Source organism: Streptomyces sp. NPDC001668, assembly GCF_042893155.1.
Taxonomy (GTDB): domain Bacteria; phylum Actinomycetota; class Actinomycetes; order Streptomycetales; family Streptomycetaceae; genus Streptomyces.
In genome coordinates, this window is the sequence record NZ_JBIAUQ010000006.1 from 224,712 (window position 1) to 248,845 (window position 24,134).

17 protein-coding genes and 1 tRNA gene are annotated in these 24,134 nt (G+C 70.3%); 4 read left to right on the forward strand and 14 right to left on the reverse strand.

Annotated elements, in window-relative coordinates:
* On the reverse strand, window positions 1–1,368 hold the full coding sequence (gene gltX, locus ACFYZ8_RS20725; protein WP_389050082.1) for a glutamate--tRNA ligase: 1,368 nt from the start codon (window positions 1,366–1,368) through the stop codon (window positions 1–3).
* A gap of 140 nt (window positions 1,369–1,508) precedes the next feature.
* Complete coding sequence (locus ACFYZ8_RS20730) at window positions 1,509–1,811, reverse strand: hypothetical protein (RefSeq protein WP_389050045.1); 303 nt, start codon at window positions 1,809–1,811, stop codon at window positions 1,509–1,511.
* A gap of 351 nt (window positions 1,812–2,162) precedes the next feature.
* On the opposite strand from ACFYZ8_RS20730, the gene ACFYZ8_RS20735 reads away from it, so the two are divergent.
* Window positions 2,163–2,288, forward strand: coding sequence for a hypothetical protein (locus ACFYZ8_RS20735; RefSeq protein ID WP_389050047.1), 126 nt, complete (start codon window positions 2,163–2,165; stop codon window positions 2,286–2,288).
* A 215-nt stretch (window positions 2,289–2,503) separates the two neighbouring features.
* Here ACFYZ8_RS20735 and ACFYZ8_RS20740 read toward each other — a convergent pair whose 3' ends face one another.
* Both ACFYZ8_RS20740 and ACFYZ8_RS20745 read right to left on the reverse strand, forming a co-directional pair.
* On the reverse strand, window positions 2,504–3,070 hold the full coding sequence (locus ACFYZ8_RS20740) for an ATP-binding protein (protein WP_389050048.1): 567 nt from the start codon (window positions 3,068–3,070) through the stop codon (window positions 2,504–2,506).
* A gap of 207 nt (window positions 3,071–3,277) precedes the next feature.
* Window positions 3,278–3,562: a hypothetical protein gene (locus ACFYZ8_RS20745; RefSeq protein ID WP_389050050.1), complete on the reverse strand. Its 285-nt coding sequence runs from the start codon at window positions 3,560–3,562 to the stop codon at window positions 3,278–3,280.
* A gap of 92 nt (window positions 3,563–3,654) precedes the next feature.
* Here ACFYZ8_RS20745 and ACFYZ8_RS20750 point away from each other — a divergent pair, with 92 nt between their 5' ends.
* The 3 genes from ACFYZ8_RS20750 to ACFYZ8_RS20760 all read left to right on the forward strand — a co-directional run bounded on the left by ACFYZ8_RS20750 (window position 3,655) and on the right by ACFYZ8_RS20760 (window position 6,992).
* Window positions 3,655–4,314: a helix-turn-helix domain-containing protein gene (locus ACFYZ8_RS20750; RefSeq protein ID WP_389050051.1), complete on the forward strand. Its 660-nt coding sequence runs from the start codon at window positions 3,655–3,657 to the stop codon at window positions 4,312–4,314.
* A complete protein-coding gene (locus ACFYZ8_RS20755) occupies window positions 4,311–5,921 on the forward strand; it encodes a tyrosine-type recombinase/integrase (protein WP_389050054.1) in 1,611 nt (536 codons plus the stop codon). Before ACFYZ8_RS20750 ends, ACFYZ8_RS20755 begins: the two co-directional genes overlap by 4 nt.
* 228 nt (window positions 5,922–6,149) lie before the next feature.
* The gene (locus ACFYZ8_RS20760; protein WP_389050055.1) at window positions 6,150–6,992 is read left to right on the forward strand and encodes a hypothetical protein; all 843 of its coding nucleotides are present in this window, start codon (window positions 6,150–6,152) and stop codon (window positions 6,990–6,992) included.
* A 914-nt stretch (window positions 6,993–7,906) separates the two neighbouring features.
* Here the strand turns inward: ACFYZ8_RS20760 and ACFYZ8_RS20765 are convergent.
* The 10 genes from ACFYZ8_RS20765 to ACFYZ8_RS20810 all read right to left on the reverse strand — a co-directional run bounded on the left by ACFYZ8_RS20765 (window position 7,907) and on the right by ACFYZ8_RS20810 (window position 24,092).
* Window positions 7,907–8,215 (reverse strand): recombinase family protein, encoded by a 309-nt coding sequence (locus ACFYZ8_RS20765; RefSeq protein WP_389050058.1) that lies wholly within the window; start codon window positions 8,213–8,215, stop codon window positions 7,907–7,909.
* A 10-nt stretch (window positions 8,216–8,225) separates the two neighbouring features.
* On the reverse strand, window positions 8,226–8,858 hold the full coding sequence (locus ACFYZ8_RS20770; protein WP_389050060.1) for a hypothetical protein: 633 nt from the start codon (window positions 8,856–8,858) through the stop codon (window positions 8,226–8,228).
* A gap of 1,000 nt (window positions 8,859–9,858) precedes the next feature.
* Window positions 9,859–9,932: transfer RNA gene (locus ACFYZ8_RS20775), tRNA-Thr, on the reverse strand.
* A 107-nt stretch (window positions 9,933–10,039) separates the two neighbouring features.
* On the reverse strand, window positions 10,040–11,746 hold the full coding sequence (locus ACFYZ8_RS20780) for an alpha/beta hydrolase (protein WP_388537482.1): 1,707 nt from the start codon (window positions 11,744–11,746) through the stop codon (window positions 10,040–10,042).
* A 95-nt stretch (window positions 11,747–11,841) separates the two neighbouring features.
* Window positions 11,842–13,047: a DNA polymerase III subunit delta' gene (locus tag ACFYZ8_RS20785; protein ID WP_388537484.1), complete on the reverse strand. Its 1,206-nt coding sequence runs from the start codon at window positions 13,045–13,047 to the stop codon at window positions 11,842–11,844.
* Between the two features lie 132 nt (window positions 13,048–13,179).
* On the reverse strand, window positions 13,180–16,317 hold the full coding sequence (tmk, locus tag ACFYZ8_RS20790) for a dTMP kinase (RefSeq protein ID WP_388537486.1): 3,138 nt from the start codon (window positions 16,315–16,317) through the stop codon (window positions 13,180–13,182).
* Between the two features lie 124 nt (window positions 16,318–16,441).
* Window positions 16,442–19,270 carry a type I DNA topoisomerase gene (topA, locus tag ACFYZ8_RS20795; protein WP_388537488.1) on the reverse strand — a complete coding sequence of 943 codons (2,829 nt, stop codon included), beginning with the start codon at window positions 19,268–19,270 and terminating at the stop codon, window positions 16,442–16,444.
* Window positions 19,271–19,529: 259 nt separating this feature from the next.
* A complete protein-coding gene (locus ACFYZ8_RS20800; protein ID WP_359030649.1) occupies window positions 19,530–19,727 on the reverse strand; it encodes a hypothetical protein in 198 nt (65 codons plus the stop codon).
* Between the two features lie 307 nt (window positions 19,728–20,034).
* A complete protein-coding gene (locus ACFYZ8_RS20805; RefSeq protein ID WP_388537490.1) occupies window positions 20,035–22,371 on the reverse strand; it encodes a protein kinase in 2,337 nt (778 codons plus the stop codon).
* A gap of 194 nt (window positions 22,372–22,565) precedes the next feature.
* Complete coding sequence (locus ACFYZ8_RS20810; RefSeq protein ID WP_388537492.1) at window positions 22,566–24,092, reverse strand: methyltransferase; 1,527 nt, start codon at window positions 24,090–24,092, stop codon at window positions 22,566–22,568.
* Between the last annotated feature and the right edge of the window lie 42 nt (window positions 24,093–24,134).

The following is a 24,134-nucleotide window of genomic DNA, read 5'->3' on the forward strand; positions in this document are numbered from 1 at the left end:
TCAGCCGGCGAGCTTCGCCAGCGCGGCGTCGATCCGTGCGAGCGTGCGGTCCTTGCCGAGGACCTCCAGGGATTCGAAGAGGGGCAGACCGACCGTGCGGCCGGTGACCGCGACGCGCACCGGGGCCTGGGCCTTGCCCAGCTTCAGGCCGTGCTCCTCGCCGGCGGCCAGGACCGCCTCCTTGAGGGACTCGGGGCTGGTCCAGTCGGCCGTCTCCAGCTTGGCGCGGGCCGTGGTGAGGAGAGCCACCGGGTCGCCCTTCATCGCCTTGTCCCAGGACGCCTCGTCCTCCACCGGCTCCTTCAGGAACAGGAAGTCGACGTTGGCCGTGATGTCCGACAGGACGGCCACGCGGGTCTGGGCGTGGGGGGCGATCGCCTCCCACGCCGCCTGATCGAAGTCCTCGGGCGCCCAGTTGGCGTACGGGGCGCGCAGCCACGGCTCACAGGCCTCGACGAACTTCCCCAGCGGCAGGGCGCGGATGTACTCGCCGTTGAAGGCGGTCAGCTTCTTGATGTCGAAGAAGGCCGGCGAGGTGTTCACGTCCTCGACGCGGAACTTCTCCTCCAGCTCTGCGTACGGGCGGAGCTCGACGTCGTCCCCGGGGCCCCAGCCGAGCAACATCAGGTAGTTGGTCATCGCCTCCGGCAGGAAGCCCTCGGCGAGGTAGTCCTCGAGAGCGACCTTGTCCCGGCGCTTGGACAGCTTCTGCCGCTTCTCGTTGACGATCACCGGCAGGTGCGCCCACACCGGGGCCTTCGCGCCGAGCGCCTCCCACAGCAGCTGCTGCTTGGGCGTGTTCGACAGGTGCTCGTCACCACGGATGACCAGAGTGATGCGCTCGTCGAGGTCGTCGACCACGTTGGCGATCAGGAAGACCGGAGAGCCGTCGCCTCGGGCGATGACGAAGTCCTCGATCGCCGAGTTCGGGAAGGACGGCTCGCCCCGGATCAGGTCCACGACCACCGTCTCGCCCTCCGTGGGCGTACGGAACCGCAGCGCCCGGCCCGCCACGTACTCCAGCCCCCGGTCCCGGCAGAAACCGTCGTAGCCGAGGTGCTGCGAACCGGTCCGCTCCTGGAGCTGCTCCCGGGTGCAGTCGCAGTAGTACGCGTGGCCCTGCGTGTAGAGCTGCTGGGCGGCCTCACTGTGACGGTCGGCGTTCTGCGACTGGAAGTACGGACCCTCGAAGGCGGGATCGTCCTTGTGGATGCCGATGGCCGCGAGCGCGCTGATGATGCCGTCGATCCACTCCGGCTTGTTGCGGGCCGCGTCGGTGTCCTCGATACGCAGGACGAACTTGCCCCCCGACTGTCGCGCGACGGCCCAGTTGTAGAGAGCCGACCGGGCCCCGCCAACGTGGAACATTCCAGTCGGGGACGGGGCGAAACGCACGCGCGTGGAGGCTGTAGACATGCGCGCAAGCCTACCGATTCCCAGCATGTGCTCGCCCGCACGCACAGGAGCGGGCGTCACCCTTCTCGTCGCACCTGGCGAGCACACGCTTTTCAGTCCGTCGCCGGGCGACGGCTGCGTTCGCACACGTGCCAGGCTGTGGCCTCGCTGACCCCGAACGCGGCGCCGAGCTGGGCGTACGTGGCTCCGCTCTTCTCACGCATCCGTACGAGATCGGCTTCCTGCGCACTGGTGAGTGCGTGCCGGCCACCTCGACCGGAGGCCGGCACAGGAGGTGGATCGGTGAGGTGGCGCCAGGTCGTCCCCTGCACGGCCGCCCGGACCGTCGCGTACTTCAGATGGAATTTGTCAGCGAGCGATCGCAGGGAAGCGCCGCCGGCGTGCGCACGCCGCATCTCCCCCACTGTGGCCGCGGTCAGGAGTACACCTGGGCGGCACGCCTCCCCGGGGAGTATCTCCTCAGACACCTGTTCATCAACGTGCGCCCAGGTGACGCCGCGGATCGCATCATGAACGGTGTTGTAGGTAAGTCCGTCTCTCGTCGCGAGATAGCGCACCGACGCACCACCCGCATGCTCGCGTCGCAGCCTACGTACATGATCTTCGTTCAGAACGGTGGGGCTGGGCTGGTCTGGATCGGCGGGTCGGGGTCGGCTGATCGGCGGTGGGTTGTCCACTCGGCGCCAGGTGACCCCGTAGACCGCCTTCGACAGCGCCCTGCTGCTCACTCCGATCGCACGCGCAAGATGATCGACCGAAGCCCCGTCTCGCACCTTCCGGCGGGCGTCACGTACCAGCTCCGCAGTGAGTACCCTCCGGCCGCCGAGGTGCCCCCGCCCTGGACCGTCGGCATGCCGTTCCAGGGCACGTGACGTCACCTGTACACACCCCACTCCGAGCGGCTGGACCGCGCGCCGACCTCCAAATGCGGCCCCTGTCGCCATTCGTGCGTCCAAGGATCACAACGACGAGAGGCACGGTCTGACCGTACCCGTTTCCACATCCCAGGGGCCCGGTAGAACGCCCAGCTACGCCTGTGGCGACATCCGATCAGGCCACGGGCGGCTGGCCGATTCGACTCACAGCGTCAGGCAGCCTGATGCTGCTTCCCCACCGTTGCTGGGGCCAACGACGACCGCGGGTTGGCCGACGACGCCATGGGAGCTTGGCACTCTGTTCGTCGCACGGCAGGTTCACCCGCATGAGGGGAGAACGGTGCATCTGCGGAGCTGTTGCCCAAGCCGTCGGTCGACGGCTCCGGCGCGATCTCAAACCATGTCGTCTTGCCCGGGGGCTCCGGTTGCGTTCCCCAGTCGTCCGCCAAGGCGTTCACGAGCAGGAGGCCCCGACCGCCTTCGTCACTCGGGCCGGCCTCAACAGCGCTCGGCAACGATGCGTCCGCGTCCGTGACCTCGACACGAAGCCGTTCATCGGCCCGTGTCACAGAGACTCCGCACGGAGCATCCGTGTGCAGGACAGCATTGGCGATCACCTCGCCGGCCAACAACTCAACGGTCTCCAGCGTCTGGTCCGACAGGGGGAGGCCCAGATTTCGGGCCAGAGAGACAACTCGGCGACGTGCTGCCGGTACCGCGTCGACAGCAGCCGCGACCGTGAATCCGTACGTCGGACGTTCGGGACTGCGACGCGCCATGACGACAACCTCACCCTGGTAGTGGCCTCAGTGAAAGAAGCCTTCCACCCGACAAGCGCTGTGTGAGGACACTCTGTCCGTAGGCCAGCCCGGCAAGTCACCTTGCTTCTTCGGCGAGTTGTGGTACGTGGGGCAGCTTCCGTCGGGGGAGACACCGTGAGTCGCGTGGCGAACAAACCGTACCCCTCCACACCTCGCATCAGGCCTCTAGGCACACAGGCCGTGCCGCCGGCTTCCGGCTTCGAGGTCGCCGTCCGACGGCTGACGCTCCAGCCCGAGCAGCCTCAGCAGGTCGGCGGTCACTACCCGGTAGGCATTGCCGAGCCGCAGCACCTTGACCGGGTACGCCCCTTGCCTGGCGAGCCCGTATCCGGTTGAGCGGCCGATCATCAGCGCCCGGTTCGCGGTGTCGAGGTCGATGACCGCCGGAAGAGCGAGCAGCTCGTCACTCGTCAGCCCTCGCACCTCACAAGAAGAAGCGGGTGCCTTCATGATGCCCTCCTGATGCCTTCAGGTGCCGCAATGTCGAGCCCAGGTGTATCACGGAGTTGCGGCGGCACTTTTCTACGTCCTAAAGTGCACCCATGAAACACGATCACTGGCCGGCGGCGTTCACCGCACGGATCGCCCAAGAGATGCGCGAGGCGCGCAAGGCCGCCGGCCTCACCATGGGCGAGGTCGCCCAGGAGTGTGCCGACCGCGGACTGACGGAGATCACCGAGCAGTCCGTGAAGAACCTGGAGTCCGGCCGTAAGGCGAGCATGACCATCGCCGACTTCGTCGTGCTGGCTGACGTCCTCGGCGTCCCGCCTGTGACCCTCCTCTTTCCGCTCGGTTCCTCCGCCACGGTGGAGGTCCTCCCGGGACGGGAGGTCTCCACCTGGGACGCGCTCGCGTGGTTCACCGGCGAGACCCCCATGGACCAGCCCGCTCCCGAGGGCACCGCCCGCGATGTCCTCGACGTCTTCCGCAACCACGGCGACCTGGTGTCCGCCGCGACGGCCTCCACCGCTCTGGCCAAGGAGAGGCGGCGCGCGGCGAGCACCACCTTGGACCGGGCTCGCAGAGCCACGCTTCTGGAGCGCGCCGAGGGCTACGAGGAGCACGCCTTCGAGGACTGCCAGGAGCTGCGCGCGTTCCGAGGCCGGATGCGTGAACGCGGCCTCGTACCGCCAGCCCTGCCCGACGAACTGGCCTTCGTCGACCAGCCCGACACACCGACCCACCCGGAGGACAGCGAGTGAAGAACGGCACCATCACCCGGCGGTGCCGGTGCACCGATCCCGCGACCGGCAAGGACTACGGGGCCTCATGCCCCAAGCTCAAGTCGCGGCGACACGGCGTCTGGAGTGTGTTCCAGGAGCTGGACCCCGCTCAGGATGGCCGCCGTCGCCGGTTCCGTCGCGGCGGCTTTGAAAGCTCGGCCAAGGCCCAGGAGGAGCTGGACAAGGTCCGTGCTCTCATGGCCATACCCGAGGAGGACGACGCCTGGGGCAGGACCCAGATCAGCGACCTCATCGAGAGCTGCCTCAAGGAGAAGGAGCCGCTCCCGGACTACGACGAGACCCGTCGCCGCTTCCAGACCGGGCAGACCCTCAACTCGAAGACCACCGTTGCCGAGTGGCTCGACACCTGGCTCGCCGGACGCAAACGCCTGCGTCGCGGCGGGGCGGCGCGCTACGAGTGCGACATCCGCGTCCACCTCAAGCCGCACCTGGGCCACCTGCGGCTGGACAAGCTCCGCGTGCACCACATCAACACGATGTTCGACGCGATCAACGAGCGCAACATCGAGATCCAGGAGCAGAACGCCCAGCGGCGCGCGGTGCGCGACGAACTCAAGGCAACGCCGTGGAAAGGCGCTGAGAACCGGGCCCGTCGCAAGTGGCTGCAGGCGCAGCTCGACGCCATGCCGCCGTTCCGGCGCATCACCGGCCTCAACACCCAGCCGCATATCCGCGACACCCTGCGGGCCGCGCTGAACGTCGCTATCGCCCAGCAAGTGATGCCCGCCTTCAATCCGGCCGCCCACGTCGAGCTGCTGCCCGGAACCAAGCCGAAGGCCCTCATCTGGACCGACGAGCGGATCGCCCACTGGCAGGAGACCGGCGAGAAGCCCTCCCCGGTCATGGTCTGGACACCCGAGCAGACCGGCCAGTTCCTCGACTTCGTCGCCGAGGACCGGCTGTATCCGCTGTGGCGGCTCATCGCCTTCCGGGGAACACGACGCGGCGAGGCTTGTGGCGTCCGCTGGGTGGATCACTCGGCCGCCGCGCAGTCCCTAGCCATCGCCACCCAACTCGTCCAGGACGGCTGGGAGATCCACGAAGGTGCCCCCAAGACCGACAGCGGCATCCGTCTGATCGCCCTCGACGACGAGACGCATCAGGTCCTGCTCAGGCACAAGGCCGGCCAGGAGCAGGAACGGGAGGCGTGGGGCGATGGCTGGCAGGACACCGGCCGCATCTTCACCCAGGAGGACGGTTCCCTTCTCCACCCCGGCAAGGTCTCCGACCTCTTCGAGCGTCTGGTCGCCGCTGCCGGTCTGCCTCCGATCCGGCTCCACGACCTGCGCCATGTCTCCGCGACGCTCATGCTCGCGGCCGGAGTCGACATCAAGGTCGTCTCCGAGACCCTCGGGCACTCGGACACCCGTATCACCCGCGACATCTACCAGGCTGTCCTGGACGATCTCGCCCACGACGCCGCCGAGAGGGTCGTGCAACTCGTGCCTCGGGCGCGGAAACCCCTCAGTGTGGTCCAGGACTCCGAGGCTGCGACTCGCAACCGTAGGCCAAGGATGACACCGCCTCGGAAGGCCAAGGAGTCGGACGAAGAGCGCTCCGCCTGAGTTGGCGATGAAGAGGAGCCCCGGTCAGCGGCAATCTGACCGGGGCTCCGGCATGTGGCGGCGACCGGACAGGGCCCAGTGCTGTCATTGCTGCAGGGTAATTGGACGCCGCAGTTGTCGAGCACCCGCACGTCCTAGAGTCCCGCTCGGGCACCGTATCTCGCGGGCGTCGATGGGTAGTTGACGGGGGAAGGGAGAGATGTCGGCCCTTCCTGCAACACTGCCGGCATGTCTCGGAAGAAGCCCACCACAACTACCCTTCGACGGCTATTTGCGAACTCCGGCAACGAGTGCGCCATGCCCGAGTGTGACAGCCGGATCGTGGACAAGCACGGCAATCTCATCGGCCAAGCCGCCCACATCGAGGCAGCCGAGAAGGGAGGAGAGCGATACAACCCCGGCCAAGACGACGACGAGCGCCGTCACTACGACAACCTGGTGATGCTCTGCTACCCCTGCCATGTCCTGACCGACGACGTGATCGCCTACCCGGTGGAGAGATTGCGGCAGATCAAGGCCAACCATGAGGCCCGCTTCGCGAACGCAGGCGTGCGCCTCCAGCATGCCCTGATCGACCTCGCGAAGAACCAGCAGGTTCACGGCGCCCTGGCGCTTACCCTTCTCGCCAAGGACCTCGACTGGGCGGATGCTCCTGAGGGCGAGGCGGAGGAGGTCTCTTACTTCCGCGAGCATCTCGACTCGCTAATCCCGGTGCTGCGCGACCTTCCGCTCGCGGACCGCAGTGTCCTTGGTATCCTGCTGCGACGCGGCGAAGCGTGCAGCCACATGCATCACATGGGTGATCCGGCGTACGGCATGCCGGTTCGCGAACTCCAGCGCGTGATCGGACTGACCGAGACCGAGATGGTCGACCACCTTGACACTCTGGCGCGGCACAGGTTGGTCTACTGGGACCGGGACAGCGACGAGAGGCCCGCGTGGGCGGAGACGACCACCCGGCCTGGAAAAGAAGACGTCTTTCTTATGGACCGTATCAAGACGTTCTGCAAGGGCCGTGGCCTCGACGTCGACATCATGATCCGTGACCTGCGCTTCGACTGGCTCGGCTGACGACACAGCGCGCCGCCACAACTCGGCCCTGTAGCACTAGCTCGGACGCCAGGGAACAAGTAACCCGCCAGTAGGTTCGGTTCCAAACGGTGGGAACCCGGTGGCCCGAGATCTCCTCGGGGCCACCGGGTTCCGCGTCTACACGATCTTCATGGCAATCGGTCAGTTCGACGGAGCTGCGGGCGCGACGTTCAGGGTCATCTCGCGCATCAACTCCTTCGCACACCGACACGGCTGTCGCAGGTACACCGCGACGGTGTTCCCGAATACGTCCTCGTCGGAGAAGTCGACGTATCGGAAGCGGCGGCCTCCGCACGACTGGCAGGAGTGTGCCCAGTGGTCTCCCGGGAGGAAGGCTTCGCCGGCGTGGACTCCGGCGGTGCAGGCGTTGTGTTCTGCGCGACCACAGCCCTGGCAGAGTCCGCACACGATGTCCAGGAGAACGGGACGGTCAAGCCGTTGTGCGGGCACCATCGCCTGCTCACCCGGCTTGCTTCCGCGACCGGCGCACACGGGGCACGGCTCGCTCTCGCCCAGGTCTGGCGCGGGGATGTCGAAGACATACATCTTCGGCTGCTGTTCCGAGGCGGACTTCGCGAGGGCTCGTACGGCGGCCTGGTGGCCCTCACCGGTCGTCTCGCGTCGCCGACGGGCTTCATTCTTCCGAGCGTGATGCTTCACCACGGCTGTCCCAGCTTCCGGCGCACCGGTCCCGTGATCCTGCGCGCCTGTTCGGGGAGACGCGTTGGTGGAGTTCGCCTTGTTGATGCGGGGCACCTTCGGGCCGTTATCGCCGCACGGTCACGGGCCGTTCGACTGGGCCGCAGCCGCCGCAACGGAGCGGCTGGGAGGTCAATGATAGCGGCCGACTGTCCCTAGCTCCGTCGCTGGCAACATATGCCCGCCGGAAGCGATCAGCACTTGCCGGTCGTCGTCTTCTTCGGCTGGCGGGGAACGGTCTTGGCCTTGTCGAGGTGCCCATACACCGTCGAACGGGGCACGTTGAACATGTCGGCGATCTGCTGGGCGAGCTCAGCCTGGTCGGCTGTGAGCTTCGGCCGGCGCCCACCGACCCGGCTGCGGGCCCGCGCGGAGGCGAGCCCGTCGTTCGTGTTCGCCACGATCAGCTCTCTCTGGAGCTCCGCGAGCACGCTGAGCATCCCGAACATGGCCCGGCCTTCCATGGTGGCCCTGTCTCCGAAGTCAGTTTGTGTACCGTTCATCTGGCAGCGATCAGTCTCTTTCGCTGCCGTTGAGGAGCTGACGGACCAGCGATCGAAAATCCCGCAACGCTACGTCTGCTTCCCCGATAGCTCTTTGGTAGCGCAGCACCATGTCTTTGAGGAGGAGCCCTTCGCGTAGATGCACCCAAAGGAAGCAACCTCCCATTCGCTGAACGCATTCCATCGCGTCATGGGCCCGCTCTTCAGCAATGTGCACGTGCGCATTGATGTCCCCCTCAGCCCATTGGACCGCGATCGCGACTTTGTCGAGGGCGGTTCGTTCGTCGGCGTTGAGGTGGGAAATTGCAGCGCAGCACGCTGCAGAGTCGGGTAGCAGGCTGAGGAGTAGACGGACGGTACGGGCGGCCTTCAAGACCTCCTCGGGTCCCGTGCTGTCGAGAGTGTTGAGCGCGTCTTCAACACTCGGCCAGGACTCCGGCAGGCATGCTCTCTCGGTAGCTGCCATACGAGCGTCTCGTAGAACATCGGTAGCGGCCTTATCGAATGCGTCAGCGGCGTCGCGCTGGGCTTGTATGCGGTCGACGGCGAGAGCCGCGCGGACCGCCGCGTCCGCAGTGGGCGCCTTGTTGATGGTGATGCCGCGCCACACCCAGAGTTTGCGGACGTAGCCGCTAATCGACATGCCGTATGGCCCGGAAGTGGCTGAACCCGTTTCCCGAACCTCGATACCCCGCCGTTTCACTGCACCACCCCTACTGGTGTTACTTCCCGCTGTATCCGCTGATGGCGTCGCCTTCCCCTGATGCCTCGGCGTTACCGGTCCTCTCTACAGTGACGGGGCCTGCGGACCTGCGCGCTTGGTATCCAGTAACCGCGTTACCAGCTCCTGCTGTCTTGGCGGCACTGGTATCGCGTACGACAATGCCTGCTTGGCCGGCGCTGGCGAGCGCAGCCCAGATCCCGATGCCTACCGCCGCGACCCCCGCCAACGCGGAGGCTACCGTCGCGATCCGGTTCGCTGTCTCCCATTGCGAGACGGCGAACACCCATCCCAAGACTGCGACCACGACGCACGTCACGACTGCCACCACACGCCTAATCGTCATCCCGTCATCGTCGCTCAGTCTTGGTCCGGGCGGGAACGCTTTGGGCTACCTATTGGGGGCTGACGGACGGCATCCTCGGTCGCGGTGAGGCGAGTTGGACGCCTGACAGGGCGGGGTCACCGTCTCTGCCCTACGGATTCCGGTGCCTTGATCCCCTACACCACCTGGCGGACACCTGGCGGGAGGCCATCGTGAACGAAGCCAGGACGTCGAGGACAAAGTCCCCGACGCCGGCATCGAAGCGCATAATGATCACGACCGGCTCCCCCGTAGTAAAGCCCCTGGCCGGTTCTTCACCTAACGCCGTCGCCGCTCCCCCGTTTTATGGAAACCCTCCAACGTCACCGTCGCCGACTGCCGACACACGCAGCCGTGCCGCCCGTTGGCATGTGACACGACGGTGCTCTGCTCGCAGGCCCGTCCGTCCACCGCTCTGCACGCCTGCTGCACGCTTGTCCACCGGTTGTCCACCGGTACCCCCCAGCGGCGGCCACCAGACCGGGTAGGCACCGTAAGGAAAAGCCAAGAAAAGGCAAAAGACCCAGGTCAGCGGCGATCTGACCTGGGTCTTCATAGAGCCGCCTTCGGGATTCGAACCCGAGACCTACGCATTACGAGTGCGTTGCTCTGGCCATCTGAGCTAAGGCGGCACGCCGTCCGCACCATGGTGCGATCAGCAACGTCGGTAAGTCTACACAGTTTCCGGGGGTGCTCCGCACCAGCCCCGGGGCGCCCCCGGACGCCCCGGTGACCCATGTCAGGAGCAGCGTTTGCCGTTCGTGGGCGGGGTGCCGCGGAGCAGGTAGGTGTCGATCGCGGAGTCGATGCAGGCGCTGCCGCGGCCGTAAGCGGTGTGGCCGTCGCCCTCGTAGGTGAGCAGGCGGGCCGAGGAGAGCTGGGCGGCCAGGGCGCGAGCCCAGCGGTAGGGGGTGGCCGGGTCGCGGGTGGTGCCGACCACGACGATCGGGGCGGCGCCGCGCGCCTCGATGCGGTGCGGGGCGCCCGTGGCCCCGACCGGCCAGTACGCGCAGGTGAGAGAGGCCCAGGCGAGACCCTCACCGAAGACGGGGGACGCCTTCTCGAAGGTCGGCACCGCTTTCTCGACCTCCTCGGGGGTGTCGTAGGCGGGCGGGAGGTCGAGGCAGTTCACGGCCGCGTTGGCCGACATCAGGTTGCTGTAACGGCCGTCGCCGTCCCGCTCGTAGTAGCTGTCGGCGAGCACCAGGAGGCCGGCGCCGTCCTTCTCCTTCATCGCCGACGTCAGCGCCTCACGCAGCTGCGCCCAGGAGCTCTCGTCGTACATCGCCGCGATCACGCCGGTCGTGGCGAGGGCCTCGCCGAGCCTGCGTCCGTCCGCGTCGCCGGTGGGGATGGGGTGCGCGTCCAGTTTGCCGAAGAACGCCTTGAGGTTGCGGCCGACCTGGGCTGTCGTCGTGCCCTTCGTGCCGAGGGGGCAGTCCGGCTGCTGCACGCAGTCCTTCGCGAACGACTGGAACGCCGTCTCGAAGCCCGCCGTCTGGTCGAGGTTCATCCGGCGCGCGGGCAGCGAGGGGTCCATCGCGCCGTCCAGCACGAGCCGCCCCGAGCGGCCGGGGAACAGGCCCGCGTACGTCGCCCCGAGGTACGTCCCGTACGACGCCCCCACGTAGTTCAGCCTCGCGTCGCCCAGCACCGCCCGCACGATGTCCATGTCCCGGGCCGTCTCCACCGTCGACACATGCCGCAGGAGCCTCGCCGAGTGCGCGCCGCACGCTTCCGCGAACTTCTTGTAGGCGTCGACGAGTTCGGTCGTCTCACGCGCGTCGTCGGGGGTGGTGTCCGTCTGGGTGTACGTGTCCATGTCCCGCCCGTCGAGGCATTCGACGGGCTCACTGCGGGCGACGCCCCGCGGGTCCACCGCGACCATGTCGTACCGGGCCCGGACGGCGGCGGGGTAGCCGATCCCGGCGTACGCCTGGAGGTAGCCGATCGCCGAGCCGCCCGGCCCGCCGGGGTTCACGAACAGCGACCCTAGGCGCTTGCCCGGACCGGTGGCCTTCTTGCGGGCCACGGCGAGCCGGACGTCCCCGCCGGCCGGCTTGTCGTAGTCGAGCGGCGCCTTCAGCGTGGCGCACTCGAAGCCGGGGACCCCGCAGCTGCGCCAGCGCGCCTTCTGGCCGTAGTACGGCGCGAGGGCGGCCGGTGTCGCCTTCGGCAGCGCGGTCAGCGCCACCTCCGCGGCGGCGGTGGCCGAGGTCGCCGTACTGGTCGAGGCGCCCGCGGAGCAGGCGGAGACGAGCAGTGCGGCGACGGCGAGGAGGGCGCCGCCGGTACGGGCCGTGCGCGTCTGCCTCCGCGTCTGCGTCTGCGTCTTCGTCTGCCTCTGCGTCTTCGTCTGCCTCTGCGTCGGCGACGGTGTCCGTGCCTGTGTCGGACGCGCGGGGAGCTTCCTGCTGGTGCGGCGGGGATTGCGCCTGAGGTGCATCGAACGAGCGTAACTCTCCGCGTTGGATCACGTGCTCTCCGTGCGGGATCCGGCCCGTACGAGTGACACCGTCAACCTGTGATCACCCGCCGTCCTCAGCCCGCTCTGAGCGCCATCGTCATGGCCTCCACCGCGAGCAGCGGGGCCACATTGCGGTCGAGGGCCTCGCGGCAGGCGCCGATCGCCTCGATCCGGCGGAGCGTGGTCTCCGGGGAGCTGCCGCGGGCGAGCCGCTCCAGGGCGTCCTCCGCGTCCGCGTTGGCGATCGCCACCCGGGAGCCGAGCTGGAGGGCGAGGACGTCACGGTAGAACGCGGTGAGGTCGGTCAGGGCGAGGTCGAGGCTGTCGCGCTGGGTACGGGTGCGGCGGCGCTTCTGCCGGTCCTCCAGGTCCTTCATCACGCCGGCCGTGCCGCGGGGCATCCGGCCGCCCTGGGAGGCGCCCATCGCCGCCTTCAGCTCCTCGGTCTCCTTGCCGTCCATCTCCTCGGCGAGCTGCTTGGCGTCGTCGGCCGCCGCGTCGACGAGTTCCTGCGCCGCCTTCAGGCAGCCGCCGATGTCGTCGACGCGCAGGGGCAGTTTCAGCACGGCGGCACGGCGCGCGCGGGCGGCCGGGTCGGTGGCGAGGCGGCGGGCCCGGTCCACATGGCCTTGGGTGGCACGGGCGGCGGCCATCGCGGCGGCCGGCTCGACGCCCTCCCGGCGCACGAGCATGTCGGCGACGGCCTCCACGGAGGGGGTGCTCAGGTTCAGGTGGCGGCAGCGGGAGCGGATGGTCGGCAGGACGTCCTCGATGGACGGCGCGCACAGCAGCCAGACCGTGCGGGGAGCGGGCTCCTCCACGGCCTTGAGGACCGCGTTGGCCGACTTCTCGTTCAGCCGCTCGGCGTCCTCGACGAGGATGATCTGCCAGCGGCCGGTCGCCGGCGAGGTGAACGACTTCCTGACGGTGTCCCGCATGTCGTCGGCGAGGATCTGGGTGCCGACGGCGGCCACGGAGGTGACGTCGGCGTGGGTGCCGATGAGCGCCGTATGGCACCCGTCGCAGAACCCGCAGCCGGGGGCTCCCCCAAGGGCCCGGTCGGGACTGACGCACTGCAGCGCGGCGGCGAAGGCCCGCGCCGTCTGGTTCCGGCCCGCTCCGGGGGGTCCCGTGAACAGCCAGGCGTGCGTCATCTTCGACGCCTCGGGGGGCGGGGCGCCGGTGGCGATGGCGGTGACCAGGGCGTCGGCGTCCCGAGCGGCGGCCGCGAGCTGCTCGCTCACCCTCTCCTGGCCGACCAGGTCGTCCCATACGGTCATGGGTCACGCCGCCCTTTCGTCATGCTTCGTGCGTTGGGTCCATTGTGGGGGCGACCACTGACAACGGGCCGACGGTCGGTGGGCGGGCACGGTCCGGGTGGGGGCGACGAACCCCCACCCGGAAGACGGCCCTTACCGCCCCCGACGCCGCCCGTCTCCATACCCGTCGTCATGCGGCCCGAGCAACTCGTCGGCCAGCGAGGGCAGATCGTCCAACGGCGTCTCCTCGGCCCAGTCCGACCGGGCCCTCCGCCGAGGTGTCCCCTGCTCGTCGACCTGCGGCAGCTCCCGCGTCCGCTCCTCGTCCCGGAAGTACCCCGGCGGCACCCGGTCCGCGGGGCCGTCCCCCGACACCGGCGGCAGCACGGCCGTCTCGTCAGCGGCCCCTGGAGGAACCGGCGGCAGCACAGCGGTCTCCTCCGCAGCACCCGGAGGAACCGGCGGCTGAGGCAGCTCGGCCGTCACCTCGGAGTCGGCCGCACCGGAGCCGGAGTCCGGCTCACCGCCGTCCTCCTCGCCCTTGTCCATCCGGATCCGAGGCAGCACCGCCGTCTCGTCCGCCGGACCGCCCGACGCGTTCGTCGGCGTCACGACAGGCGTGGGCACGGTGGCCGCGTCCATCCCCGCAGCGGGAGTGGCGGCCTGCTTGGGCCCCTCCTCCGCCGCCGCGGCAGCGGCCTCGGCGAGCCGCCGGGCCTCCTCCGCCCGCAGCAACGCCTCCTCGGCCTTGCGCTGCTTCTCCAGCCGCCGCTCCTCGGCCTCGGCGCGCAGTCGCGCCTCCTCCTCGGCCCGCTTGCGGGCGGCCTCCTCCTGGGCCTTGCGCCGAGCCTCTTCCTCCGCGCGTGCCTTCTCCTCGGCGAGGAGCCGTGCCCGCTCCTCCTCGGCCCGCCTGCGTGCTTCCTCGGCCCGCAGCCTGGCCTCCTCGGCCTGGCGTTCGGCCTCGCGACGCTGGGCCTCCTCCAGCTCGCGCCGCTTGCGCTCCTCCTCCTCGGCCTTCAGCCGGGCGAGCTGCTCCTGGCGCTCCCGCTCCAGGCGCTCCTCCTCGGCCTTGCGCGCGGCCTCTTCCTCGGCCTTGCGCCGCGCCTCTTCCTCCGCCTTGCGGCGGGCCTCCTCCTGCTCCCGGATCTCCTGCTCGGACAGCGGCAGCATCTGGTCGAGGCGATGGCGTACGACGGTACTGACGGCCTCGGGCTCCTGTCCCGCGTCCACGACCAGGTACCGGCCGGGGTCGGCGGCGGCCAGCGTGAGGAATCCGGACCGCACGCGCGCGTGGAACTCCGCGGGCTCCGACTCCAGCCGGTCCGGCGCCTCGGTGAACCGCTCGCGGGCGATCTCCGGGGACACGTCCAGCAGGACCGTCAGATGCGGCACCAGACCGTCCGTCGCCCAGCGGTTGATGCGGGCGATCTCCGTCGGGGACAGGTCGCGCCCGGCGCCCTGATACGCCACCGAGGAGTCGATGTACCGGTCGGAGATCACCACCGCGCCGCGCTCGAGGGCGGGCCTGACGACGGTGTCCACGTGCTCCGCGCGGTCCGCCGCGTACAGCAGCGCCTCCGCGCGGTGCGAGAGCCCGGCGCTCGACACGTCCAGCAGGATCGACCGCAGCCGCTTGCCCACCGGGGTCGCCCCCGGCTCGCGCGTCACCACGACCTCGTGCCCCTTGGCCCTGATCCACTCGGCGAGCGCCTCGGCCTGGGTGGACTTCCCGGCCCCGTCCCCGCCTTCCAGGGCGATGAAGAAGCCGGAGGAGGCGGGCACCGTCTCCGGGTCGTCGCCGCCGAGCAGCGCGTCCCGCAGGTCGTGCCGGAGGGGGACGCCGGACCGGTCGTCGACCTTGGCGAGCACCAGCGCGGCCACCGGCAGCAGCAGGGCGCCGACCAGCATCAGGGTGAACGCGGCGCCGCCGTGCGCGAACACGAACTTGCCGTTCACCAGCCGGTGCGGTCCGATCGCCGCGGCCACCACGGGGGCGACCAGCGCGCCGAGCGCCACACCGACCCGCACGACCGCGTGCAGGTGCTCGGTGGTCCGCGCCCGCCGGTACTCCTCGGTCTCCTGGTCGAGCAGGGTGTGCCCGGTGTTGGCGGCCACGCCCGCGCCGACACCGGCCAGCGCGTCGATCAGCAGCACGGTGGTGACGTCCGGGACGAGGCCTGCGGCCAGCAGGGCGATGCCGGTGAAGGCGATCGCCAGCGCGAGCAGCCGGCGCCGCGACAGCGAGACGAGCACCCTGGGCGCCGTACGGACACCGACCACGACACCGCCGGTCAGCGCGAGCACCATGAGCCCGTACAGGACCGGGCCGCCGCGCAGGTCCTTGGCGTGCAGCACGGAGACGGCCACGGCGGCCGCGATCGCCCCGGCGACGGCCGCGCAGGCCGGCACCAGCAGCGGGATCGCGCCGGTACGGCCCTTGTCGACGCCGGTGCCCGTCTTGGGCCGGCGCAGCCCCTCCAGCGGCGAACGCGCGCGCGGGGTGCGGGTGTCGGGCAGCTCCAGGAAGGTCAGCACGGACAGGGACGCGGCGAACAGCCCGGCCGCGACGTACGAGGCGAGGGCCGCCTGGTGCTGGCCGAACCAGTCGATGCCGGAGCCCAGCAGGTTGTTGAGCAGGCTCGCGGCGACGAGCGCGGCGCCGGCGAGCGGGATCGCCACGAAGGCCGTCCGCAGCGACAGGCGGCGCAGTGCGTCGAGGTGGTCCGGCAACGGCCGTACCGTCGCCCCCTCCGGAGGCGGGGCCGGCAGCAGGGCGGGCGCCGCGCTCTCGCGGCACACGGTCCAGAAGCGCTCGGCGACCCCGGTCACGAAGCCGGTCACCAGGATCATCGCGAGGGCGTCGGCCGGCATCCAGTCGATCCACAGCGGCGCGACGATGAACAGCGCGAGCCGGACCCCGTCCGCGCCGACCATGGTCCAGCGGCGGTCGAGCGGCCCCTCCTGCGAGGTGAGCGAGGTCAGCGGGCCGAGCAGGACGGCGCCGAAGAGCAGCGTCGCCAGGATGCGCGTACCGAAGACGGTCGCCACTGCGAACGCCACGCCCCGGTAGCCGCCGCCGAACGAGCCCTCGGCGATCGCCGCCTGAAGGGCCAGCAGCACCAGCACCAGGAGTGCGAGGGTGTCGCCGATCCCTCCGACGAGCTGGGCGCTCCACAGGCGTTTGAGCTGGGGCCTGCGCAGCAGGGCGCGGACGGCGCGCTCGCGGGAGTCCGCGACCAGGGCGTCGTCGGGGGCCGGGTGAAGGGCCGTTGGCTGCTCGGCACGGGTCATGCATTCAGCCTATCGGGAGCCACCGACAGCCCGGAGGGCCCGTCCTGACGTGCGCACGTCCCGACACCAAAGTGATGCCGGGACGTTCGCATTGCGAAGCCTCAGTGGAGATGCAGCGCCGGACTCAGTCCTCGGACGCCGTCTTCGAGGCCGCCGCCTTCTTCGCGGTGGCGGTGGTCTTCTTCGCAGCCGTCGTCGTCTTCTTCGCGACGGTCTTCTTGGCCGCCGTCGCCTTCTTGGCGGGCGCCTTCTTGGCCGGTGCCTTCTTCGCGGGCGCCTTCTTCGCCGTCTTCTTGGCGGGGCCCTTCGCCCGCTTCTCGGCGAGCAGTTCGAAGCCGCGCTCGGGGGTGATGTCCTCGACGCTGTCGCCGGAGCGCAGGGTCGCGTTGGTCTCCCCGTCGGTCACATACGGCCCGAAGCGGCCGTCCTTGACCACGACCGGCTTCTCGCTGACCGGGTCGGTGCCCAGTTCCTTCAGCGGCGGCTTGGCGGCGGCCCGGCCACGCTGCTTGGGCTGGGCGTAGATCTCCAGCGCCTCTTCGAGGGTGATCGTGAAGAGCTGGTCCTCGGTCTGCAGCGAGCGCGAGTCCGTGCCCTTCTTCAGGTACGGGCCGTAGCGGCCGTTCTGCGCGGTGATCTCCTGGCCCTCGGCGTCGGTGCCGACGACGCGCGGCAGGGACATCAGCTTGAGGGCGTCCTCCAGCGTCACCGTGTCCAGCGACATCGACTTGAACAGCGAGGCCGTACGCGGCTTCACGGCGTTCTTGCCGGTCTTCGGGGTGCCCTCGGGGAGCACCTCGGTGACGTACGGGCCGTAGCGGCCGTCGCGGGCGATGATCTGGTGGCCCGTCACCGGGTCGGCGCCGAGCTCGAAGTCACCGCTCGGCTTGGCGAGCAGCTCCTCGGCGAGCTCGACCGACAGCTCGTCCGGGGCCAGGTCCTCGGGCACGTCGGCGCGCTGGTGGTTCTCGGAGTCCTTCTCGCCGCGCTCGATGTACGGGCCGTAGCGGCCGACCCTGAGCACGATGTCGTTGCCCACCGGGAACGAGGAGACCTCGCGCGCGTCGATCGCGCCCAGGTCGGTCACCAGTTCCTTGAGGCCGCCGAGGTGGTCCCCGTCGCCGTTGCCCGCCTCGGCCGCGCCGCCCGTGGCCGTGCCCTCACCGAAGTAGAAGCGCCTCAGCCACGGCACTGACTGCGCCTGGCCGGCCGCGATGCGGTCGAGGTCGTCCTCCATGCGGGCGGTGAAGTCGTAGTCGACGAGCCGGCCGAAGTGCTTCTCCAGGAGGTTGACCACGGCGAAGGACAGGAAGGACGGCACGAGTGCCGTGCCCTTCTTGAAGACGTAGCCGCGGTCGAGGATCGTGCCGATGATCGAGGCGTACGTCGACGGGCGGCCGATCTCGCGCTCTTCGAGCTCCTTGACCAGGCTGGCCTCGGTGTAGCGGGCCGGGGGCTTGGTGGCGTGCCCGTCGACCGTGATCTCCTCGGCGCTCAGGGCGTCGCCCTCGGCGACCTGGGGCAGCCGGCGCTCGCGGTCGTCCAGCTCGGCGTTCGGGTCGTCGGCGCCCTCGACGTAGGCCTTGAGGAAGCCGTGGAAGGTGATCGTCTTGCCGGAGGCGCTGAACTCGACGTCGCGGCCGTCGGCGGCGGTGCCACCGATCTTCACGGTCACGCTGTTTCCGGTCGCGTCCTTCATCTGCGAGGCGACGGTGCGCTTCCAGATCAGCTCGTAGAGCTTGAACTGGTCGCCGGTCAGGCCGGTCTCGGCGGGAGTGCGGAAACGGTCACCCGAGGGGCGGATCGCCTCGTGCGCCTCCTGCGCGTTCTTGACCTTCCCGGCGTAGGTGCGCGGGGACGGGGGCAGGTAGTCGGCGCCGTAGAGCTGGGTGACCTGGGCGCGGGCCGCGGTGATGGCGGTGTCGCTGAGGGTCGTGGAGTCCGTACGCATGTAGGTGATGAAGCCGTTCTCGTACAGCTTCTGGGCCACCTGCATGGTCGCCTTCGCGCCGAAGCCGAGCTTGCGCGAGGCCTCCTGCTGGAGGGTCGTCGTACGGAACGGGGCGTACGGCGAGCGGCGGTACGGCTTGGACTCGACCGAGCGGACCGCGAACCGCGTCTGCTCCAGGGCGGCGGCCAGCGCGCGGGCGTTCGCCTCGTCGAGGTGGAGGGTGTTCGCGCTCTTGATCTGTCCCAGGGAGTCGAAGTCGCGGCCCTGTGCCACTCGCCTGCCGTCGACGGTCTGGAGGCGGGCGACCAGCGACGACGGGTCCGACGAATCCCCCGCGCGGCCGGTCGCGAAGGTGCCCGTCAGGTCCCAGTACTCGGCGGAACGGAACGCGATGCGCTCGCGTTCCCGCTCCACGACGAGCCGGGTGGCGACGGACTGGACACGGCCGGCCGACAGGCGCGGCATGACCTTCTTCCACAGGACCGGCGAGACCTCGTAGCCGTAGAGGCGGTCGAGGATGCGGCGGGTCTCCTGGGCGTCGACCAGCTTCTGGTTCAGCTCGCGCGGGTTGGCGACGGCGGCCTGGATCGCGGCCTTGGTGATCTCGTGGAAGACCATCCGCTTGACCGGGACCTTGGGCTTGAGCACCTCCTGGAGGTGCCAGGCGATGGCCTCGCCCTCGCGGTCCTCATCGGTGGCGAGGAAGAGCTCGTCGGAGTCCTTCAGCAGGTCCTTGAGCTTCTTGACCTGGGCCCGCTTGTCGGCGTTGACGACATAGATCGGCTCGAAGTCGTGCTCGACGTCCACGCCGAGGCGGCGGACCTCGCCGGTGTACTTCTCGGGCACCTCCGCGGCGCCGTTGGGGAGGTCGCGGATGTGCCCGACGCTCGCCTCGACGACGTATCCGGGGCCGAGATAGCCCTTGATCGTCTTCGCCTTGGCAGGCGACTCGACGATGACGAGTCGGCGGCCGCCCTGTGCGGTCTCGCTGGTCGGGGACAACTTCGCTCTTCTCTCCGGTCGACACTGGGGTCTCCCCAGGCCTTGGTTCCCGGGGTCGGGTCATACGGACGCTTGCGGAGTGTGACGGTACATCCCGCCCCCGTGTCAAACGGGAAAAGCCCGCAACGGCCACTCGAACGGTAACCCGACTACCGCCATTCCTGCCGCCCGGAGTACCCACCGGCCTTTTCGGGCTCATCCGGAGGGCGATCCCCCAATTACTGGTCGGCCCGCTCGCGAAGTGGTCCCGGCAGCCGCCCTAGAGGCGGGTGAAGCACCATGCGCCTAGGGTCAGCGCGATCGACGCGGCCAGCGTCGCGAGGGTCACGGATGCGACGGGACTCACACCGTGGGCGACAGGCCGGCGGTGCCGTACCCGGGCCGCGGTCCACACCAGCAGCCCTCCGCCGAACAGGGCGAACACCGTTCCCGCGAAGATCGCCGGTTCGCTCTCCATGGTCCCCGTGCCCCTTTTCTCCCGTCCGCCCGTGTGTCTCCGACGGAGACTGGCACGTGCGGGCGGCGGGCAGACGAACCCCGGGTGAACGCCGCGCCGACACGGCCGCGGGCTCCCCCTGACCGGCCGTCGACCGGCCCGCGACCGGCCGTAGGACCGCCGCCCCGGCTGCCCCGACCGCCCCAGGACCCCGTCCGGATCCCGTCCGGATCTCGCCCGAATCCCACTCGGTTCTCGTCCGCCTCTCACCCGTCCCGCACTTCTGTGACCGGGTGCGCACCGGATTCGGCACGAAAACCGACCGGATTCAGACCGCGCCGGGCGGGGGTATCTTCCCGCTCGACTTCTTGTTGTCGGTCAGGCTGACCGTGCACACGATCTTGTTGAATCCCTTCTTCCAGTCGTCGTCGTCGGCCACCCAGCCGTACACAAGACGCTCCTGGTCAGGTGCCCAGGCCGACTCGAATTTGTTGCCGCACAACTTGGTCGCGTTGTCGGTGCCCTTCTTGTGGCTCATTTCGGCCGGGGCCTGAACGGTGCCGATCACCTGGTCGGTATGGGGCTTCGAGCAGTCGGTGAGCGGCGCCTTGTAGCCGTCGTCGAGCGGCTGGTAGACCCAGCAGTCGCCGACGCTCATCTGACCGACCCACAGGTCGGTGCCCAGGTCCCGGAAGCGGCCCACCTCACCGCCGATAGCGGCATGGCGGCCGAGGACGAGACATGCCGTACCGCCGCCGGCCGCGCCGAAGCCCTGCTGGGTCGGTACGACGGCGTAGCCGGCCGCGTCCGGCAGCGCGTCCACGACGGCCCGGCTCAGGTTCGCGCAGCGTTTCGCGCCCTGGGCCCTGGCCTCGGCGAAGTCGCCGGCCGTGTCGACCGCCACGACCTGGCCGTCCGGCCAGTCGTCCGCGCAGTCCACGACCCCCAGGTTCGGCGCCGACCTGAACGGCGCCCCCGACCACACCGCCTGTACACAGTCGCCGGTCTCCAGGGGCTGGTCGAGCCCGACCACGTCGCCGTACGGCAGCACGGGTCCGGTGGGCGACGCCCCCTGTGACGAACTTGCCCGCGCGCTGGGCGAGGACTTGGTCGCGGTGTCCTTCTTGCCGTCGTCCCCGGTCAGCGACACGACCGCCCACGCCCCGCCGGCGACGACGAGGAGCAGGCCGACGACGAGAGCGGTGAGCGCGAGGCGCTTCTTGGCGGCGGGCCGTGGGGGCGGGAGCGGGGGCGGGTGCTGGATCCCGCCCCCGGACAGCGAGAACGGCGGTCGGTCCCCGGGAGTGCCGGGGGTGTGAGAGGCACCAGGAGCGCCGGGTACCCCCGGGCCGGCGTATCCGCCGACGGACGCCGTAGTGCTGTAGGGCTGCGCGTACGGCGAGGGAGCGCCGCTCCCGTAAGGACCGGCCTGGCCCTCGCCGCGCGCGTACGGGGAACTCGCCTCCTGGGCATAGGGGTTGCCCGGTTCCGGAGCCTGTCCCGCGGCGGGTGGCCAGGTGCGGTACGGCGGTGCCGAGCCGGGCGTCGCCCCCGGTGTGGCCGGTCCTGCGGCTCCGAGGCCGCCGTCGGCCGGATCTCCTGCGGCCCCTGCGGAACCGGCCCTGTCCGCGCCCGCCGGAGTGTGCGGCGTCCGCGGAGCACCCGGCGCGGCGCGCCGGCCCCCGCCGGCCGACGGCCCGAACCCACCCCCGCCGGGCCCGAACCCCGGCCCCTGCCCCTGCCCCTGCGCCACCGCACCCGCGACCCCGCCCCACGCGCCTGAACCACCCTGCGCGACCCGCTCCAGCCCCCGCTTCACCCCCTCCGGCGAGAGCCTGCGCACGGGGTCCTTGACCAGCAGTCCCAGCAGCACCGGCGTCAGCTCGCCGGCCCGGACGGGCGGGGTGGGGTCCTCGCCCAGCAGGGCTGTCAGGGTGGCGAACTCGCCGTGGCGGTCGAAGGGGCCGTGGCCCTCGACGCCGGCGTACAGCGTGGCGCCGAGGGAGAACAGGTCGGCGGCCGGCGTGGGCGGCTCGCCCCGCGCGCGCTCCGGAGCGAGATAGCCCGGGGTGCCGAGGATGCCTGCGGTCGCGGTGAGCCGGGGTTCGCGGGACTCGGGCTGGAGGGCGATGCCGTAGTCGGTGAGCAGCACGCGCGCGTGGGGGTCGCCCGAAGCGTCCGGCGCCAGAAGGATGTTGGCCGGTTTCACATCCCTGTGGAGGATGCCGACGCGGTGTCCCGCGGTGAGGGCGTCGAGGACGGCGAGACCGATACGGGCCGCCTGCCGGGGTGACAGCGGCCCGGAGCGTCGTACGAGAGCCTGGAGGTCGATCGCGTCCGGTACGAACTCCATGACGATCCACGGCAGTCCCTCGTGCACCACCACGTCGTGCACCGTCGCCACATGCGGATGGCCGCGCAGCCGGGCCGCGTGCCGGGCCTCGCCGCGGGCCCGGGCGATGCGCTGGGCTGTGTCACCCCTGTCCGTCGGCGCGTCAGGCGCTGCGATCGGAAGCGCGATCTCCTTCATCGCGACCTCGCAGGCCAGCTCGTCGTCGTACGCCAGCCAGACACGGCCCATGCCACCCGCGCCGAGCGTGCGCAGCAGCCGGTACCGGCCGTTGATGATCCTGCCTTCACCCTGATCCGGCGTATCCCCCGCCATCACGCCTCCCCCCGAGACCTGAGATCCGAGACAGCGCGCCTCCCCCGAGAACACGCGTGGTTCGTCCCTAGAAGGTAGCTTCGCACGCCCCACTGACAGGAGCCCTTTTCGGGGCCAATCCCGCCAGACCGGACGCATGGGTCTCAGGGGTCTCAGGGGTGCGGGGCCGCCTCGGAGGGCACGCCCCGCCGGAGTCACGCCGGTTCCAGGAACCCCTGCTCCACCAGCACCCGGATCTGCGCGGGCGTACGGTCGCGCAGCGACACCGGGTCCTCGTCCATGAGCTGGGCGATCGCGTCGAGAATGCGGCCCGCGCTCAGCGAGCCGTCGCACACGCCGGCGAAGCCCGCGCCGACGGTGTCCACCTTGGTGGCCCGGCGCATCCCTCGGTGCTGACGCAGCACGACATGCTCCGGGTCTTCCGCACCGGGCAGCCCGACCTGTTCCTGGACGATCTCGGGCGCGAGCTTGAAGTGCGCCTCCAGCAGGGCCGCGTCGTCGCTGGCACGCAGGTAGTCGAGGCGCTCGAAGTGCGCCCGTACGGTGTCGCCGAGCGGCTGCTCGACCGGGTGCGGCCACTCCTCCACGGTGACCGAGGGCACGGCGGAGCCCGTCCTGCGCAGCGTGATCCAGCCGAAGCCCACGGCCCGCACCTTGCGCGCCTCGAACTCGTCCAGCCAGGCGTCGTACAGCGCCTGGTACTCGGCCGGGTCGCCCCGGTGGTCGCCGGCGTCCCTGAGCCACAGCTCGGCGTACTGCGTGATGTCCTGCACCTCGCGCTGCACGATCCATGCGTCGCACCCGCGCGGCACCCACGACCTGAGCCTGTCCTGCCAGTCCTCCCCCGCGACGTGCTGCCAGTTGGCGAGGAACTGCGCGAACCCGCCCTCGTTCAGCAGCTCCCCCGCCCCCTGAACGACCGAGCGGCACAGATCGTCCCCGCCCATCCCGCCGTCGCGGTACGTCAGCCGGGCACCGGGCGAGATCACGAAGGGCGGGTTCGACACGATGAGGTCGTACGTCTCCCCTCGCCTGACCGGCTCGAACAGCGAGCCCTCCCGCAGATCCGCCGCGGGGGCGCCGGACAGGGCCAGCGTGAGCGCGGTGATGTGCAGCGCGCGGGGGTTGAGGTCGGTCGCCGTCACGCGCGTGGCGTGCTGTGCGGCGTGCAGGGCCTGGATCCCGGAGCCGGTGCCGAGGTCGAGGGCGGAACCGACGGGGGTGCGGACGGTGATGCCGGCCAGGGTGGTGGAGGCACCGCCGACCCCGAGGACGACGCCCTCGTCCCGGCTGCCGATGCCACCGGCGCCGCCGACGGCACAGCCCAGGTCCGACACGATGAACCAGTCCTCGCCGCCGGGTCCGCCGTACGGCCGTACATCCACCGTCGCGGCGACCTCGTCCGCACCGGCGCGGGTGAGCCAGCCGGTCTCCAGACAGGCGTCCACGGGCAGAACGTCCGCCACGCGCGCGTGGAGCACCGGTTGCTGAAGGAGGAACAGGCGTACGAGCACCTCCAGCGGAGTGTCCCCGCGGGTCGCCCGGAGCGCGGGCACGGTCTCGCTGCGGGCGAGCGCCGCGTACGCGGGCGCACCCAGCAGTTCGAGCAGGCCGTCGGCGGTGAAAGAGGCCCCGAGGAGGGCGTCCCGCAGCCGCGCGGTGACATCGGAGCGGCCGGAGGCGGGAGCGGTGGGCAGCGTGGGCAGGCTGGAGGTACTCACGCCCCCATTGTGGCCCGCGCCCACCGCACGACACGCCTCACC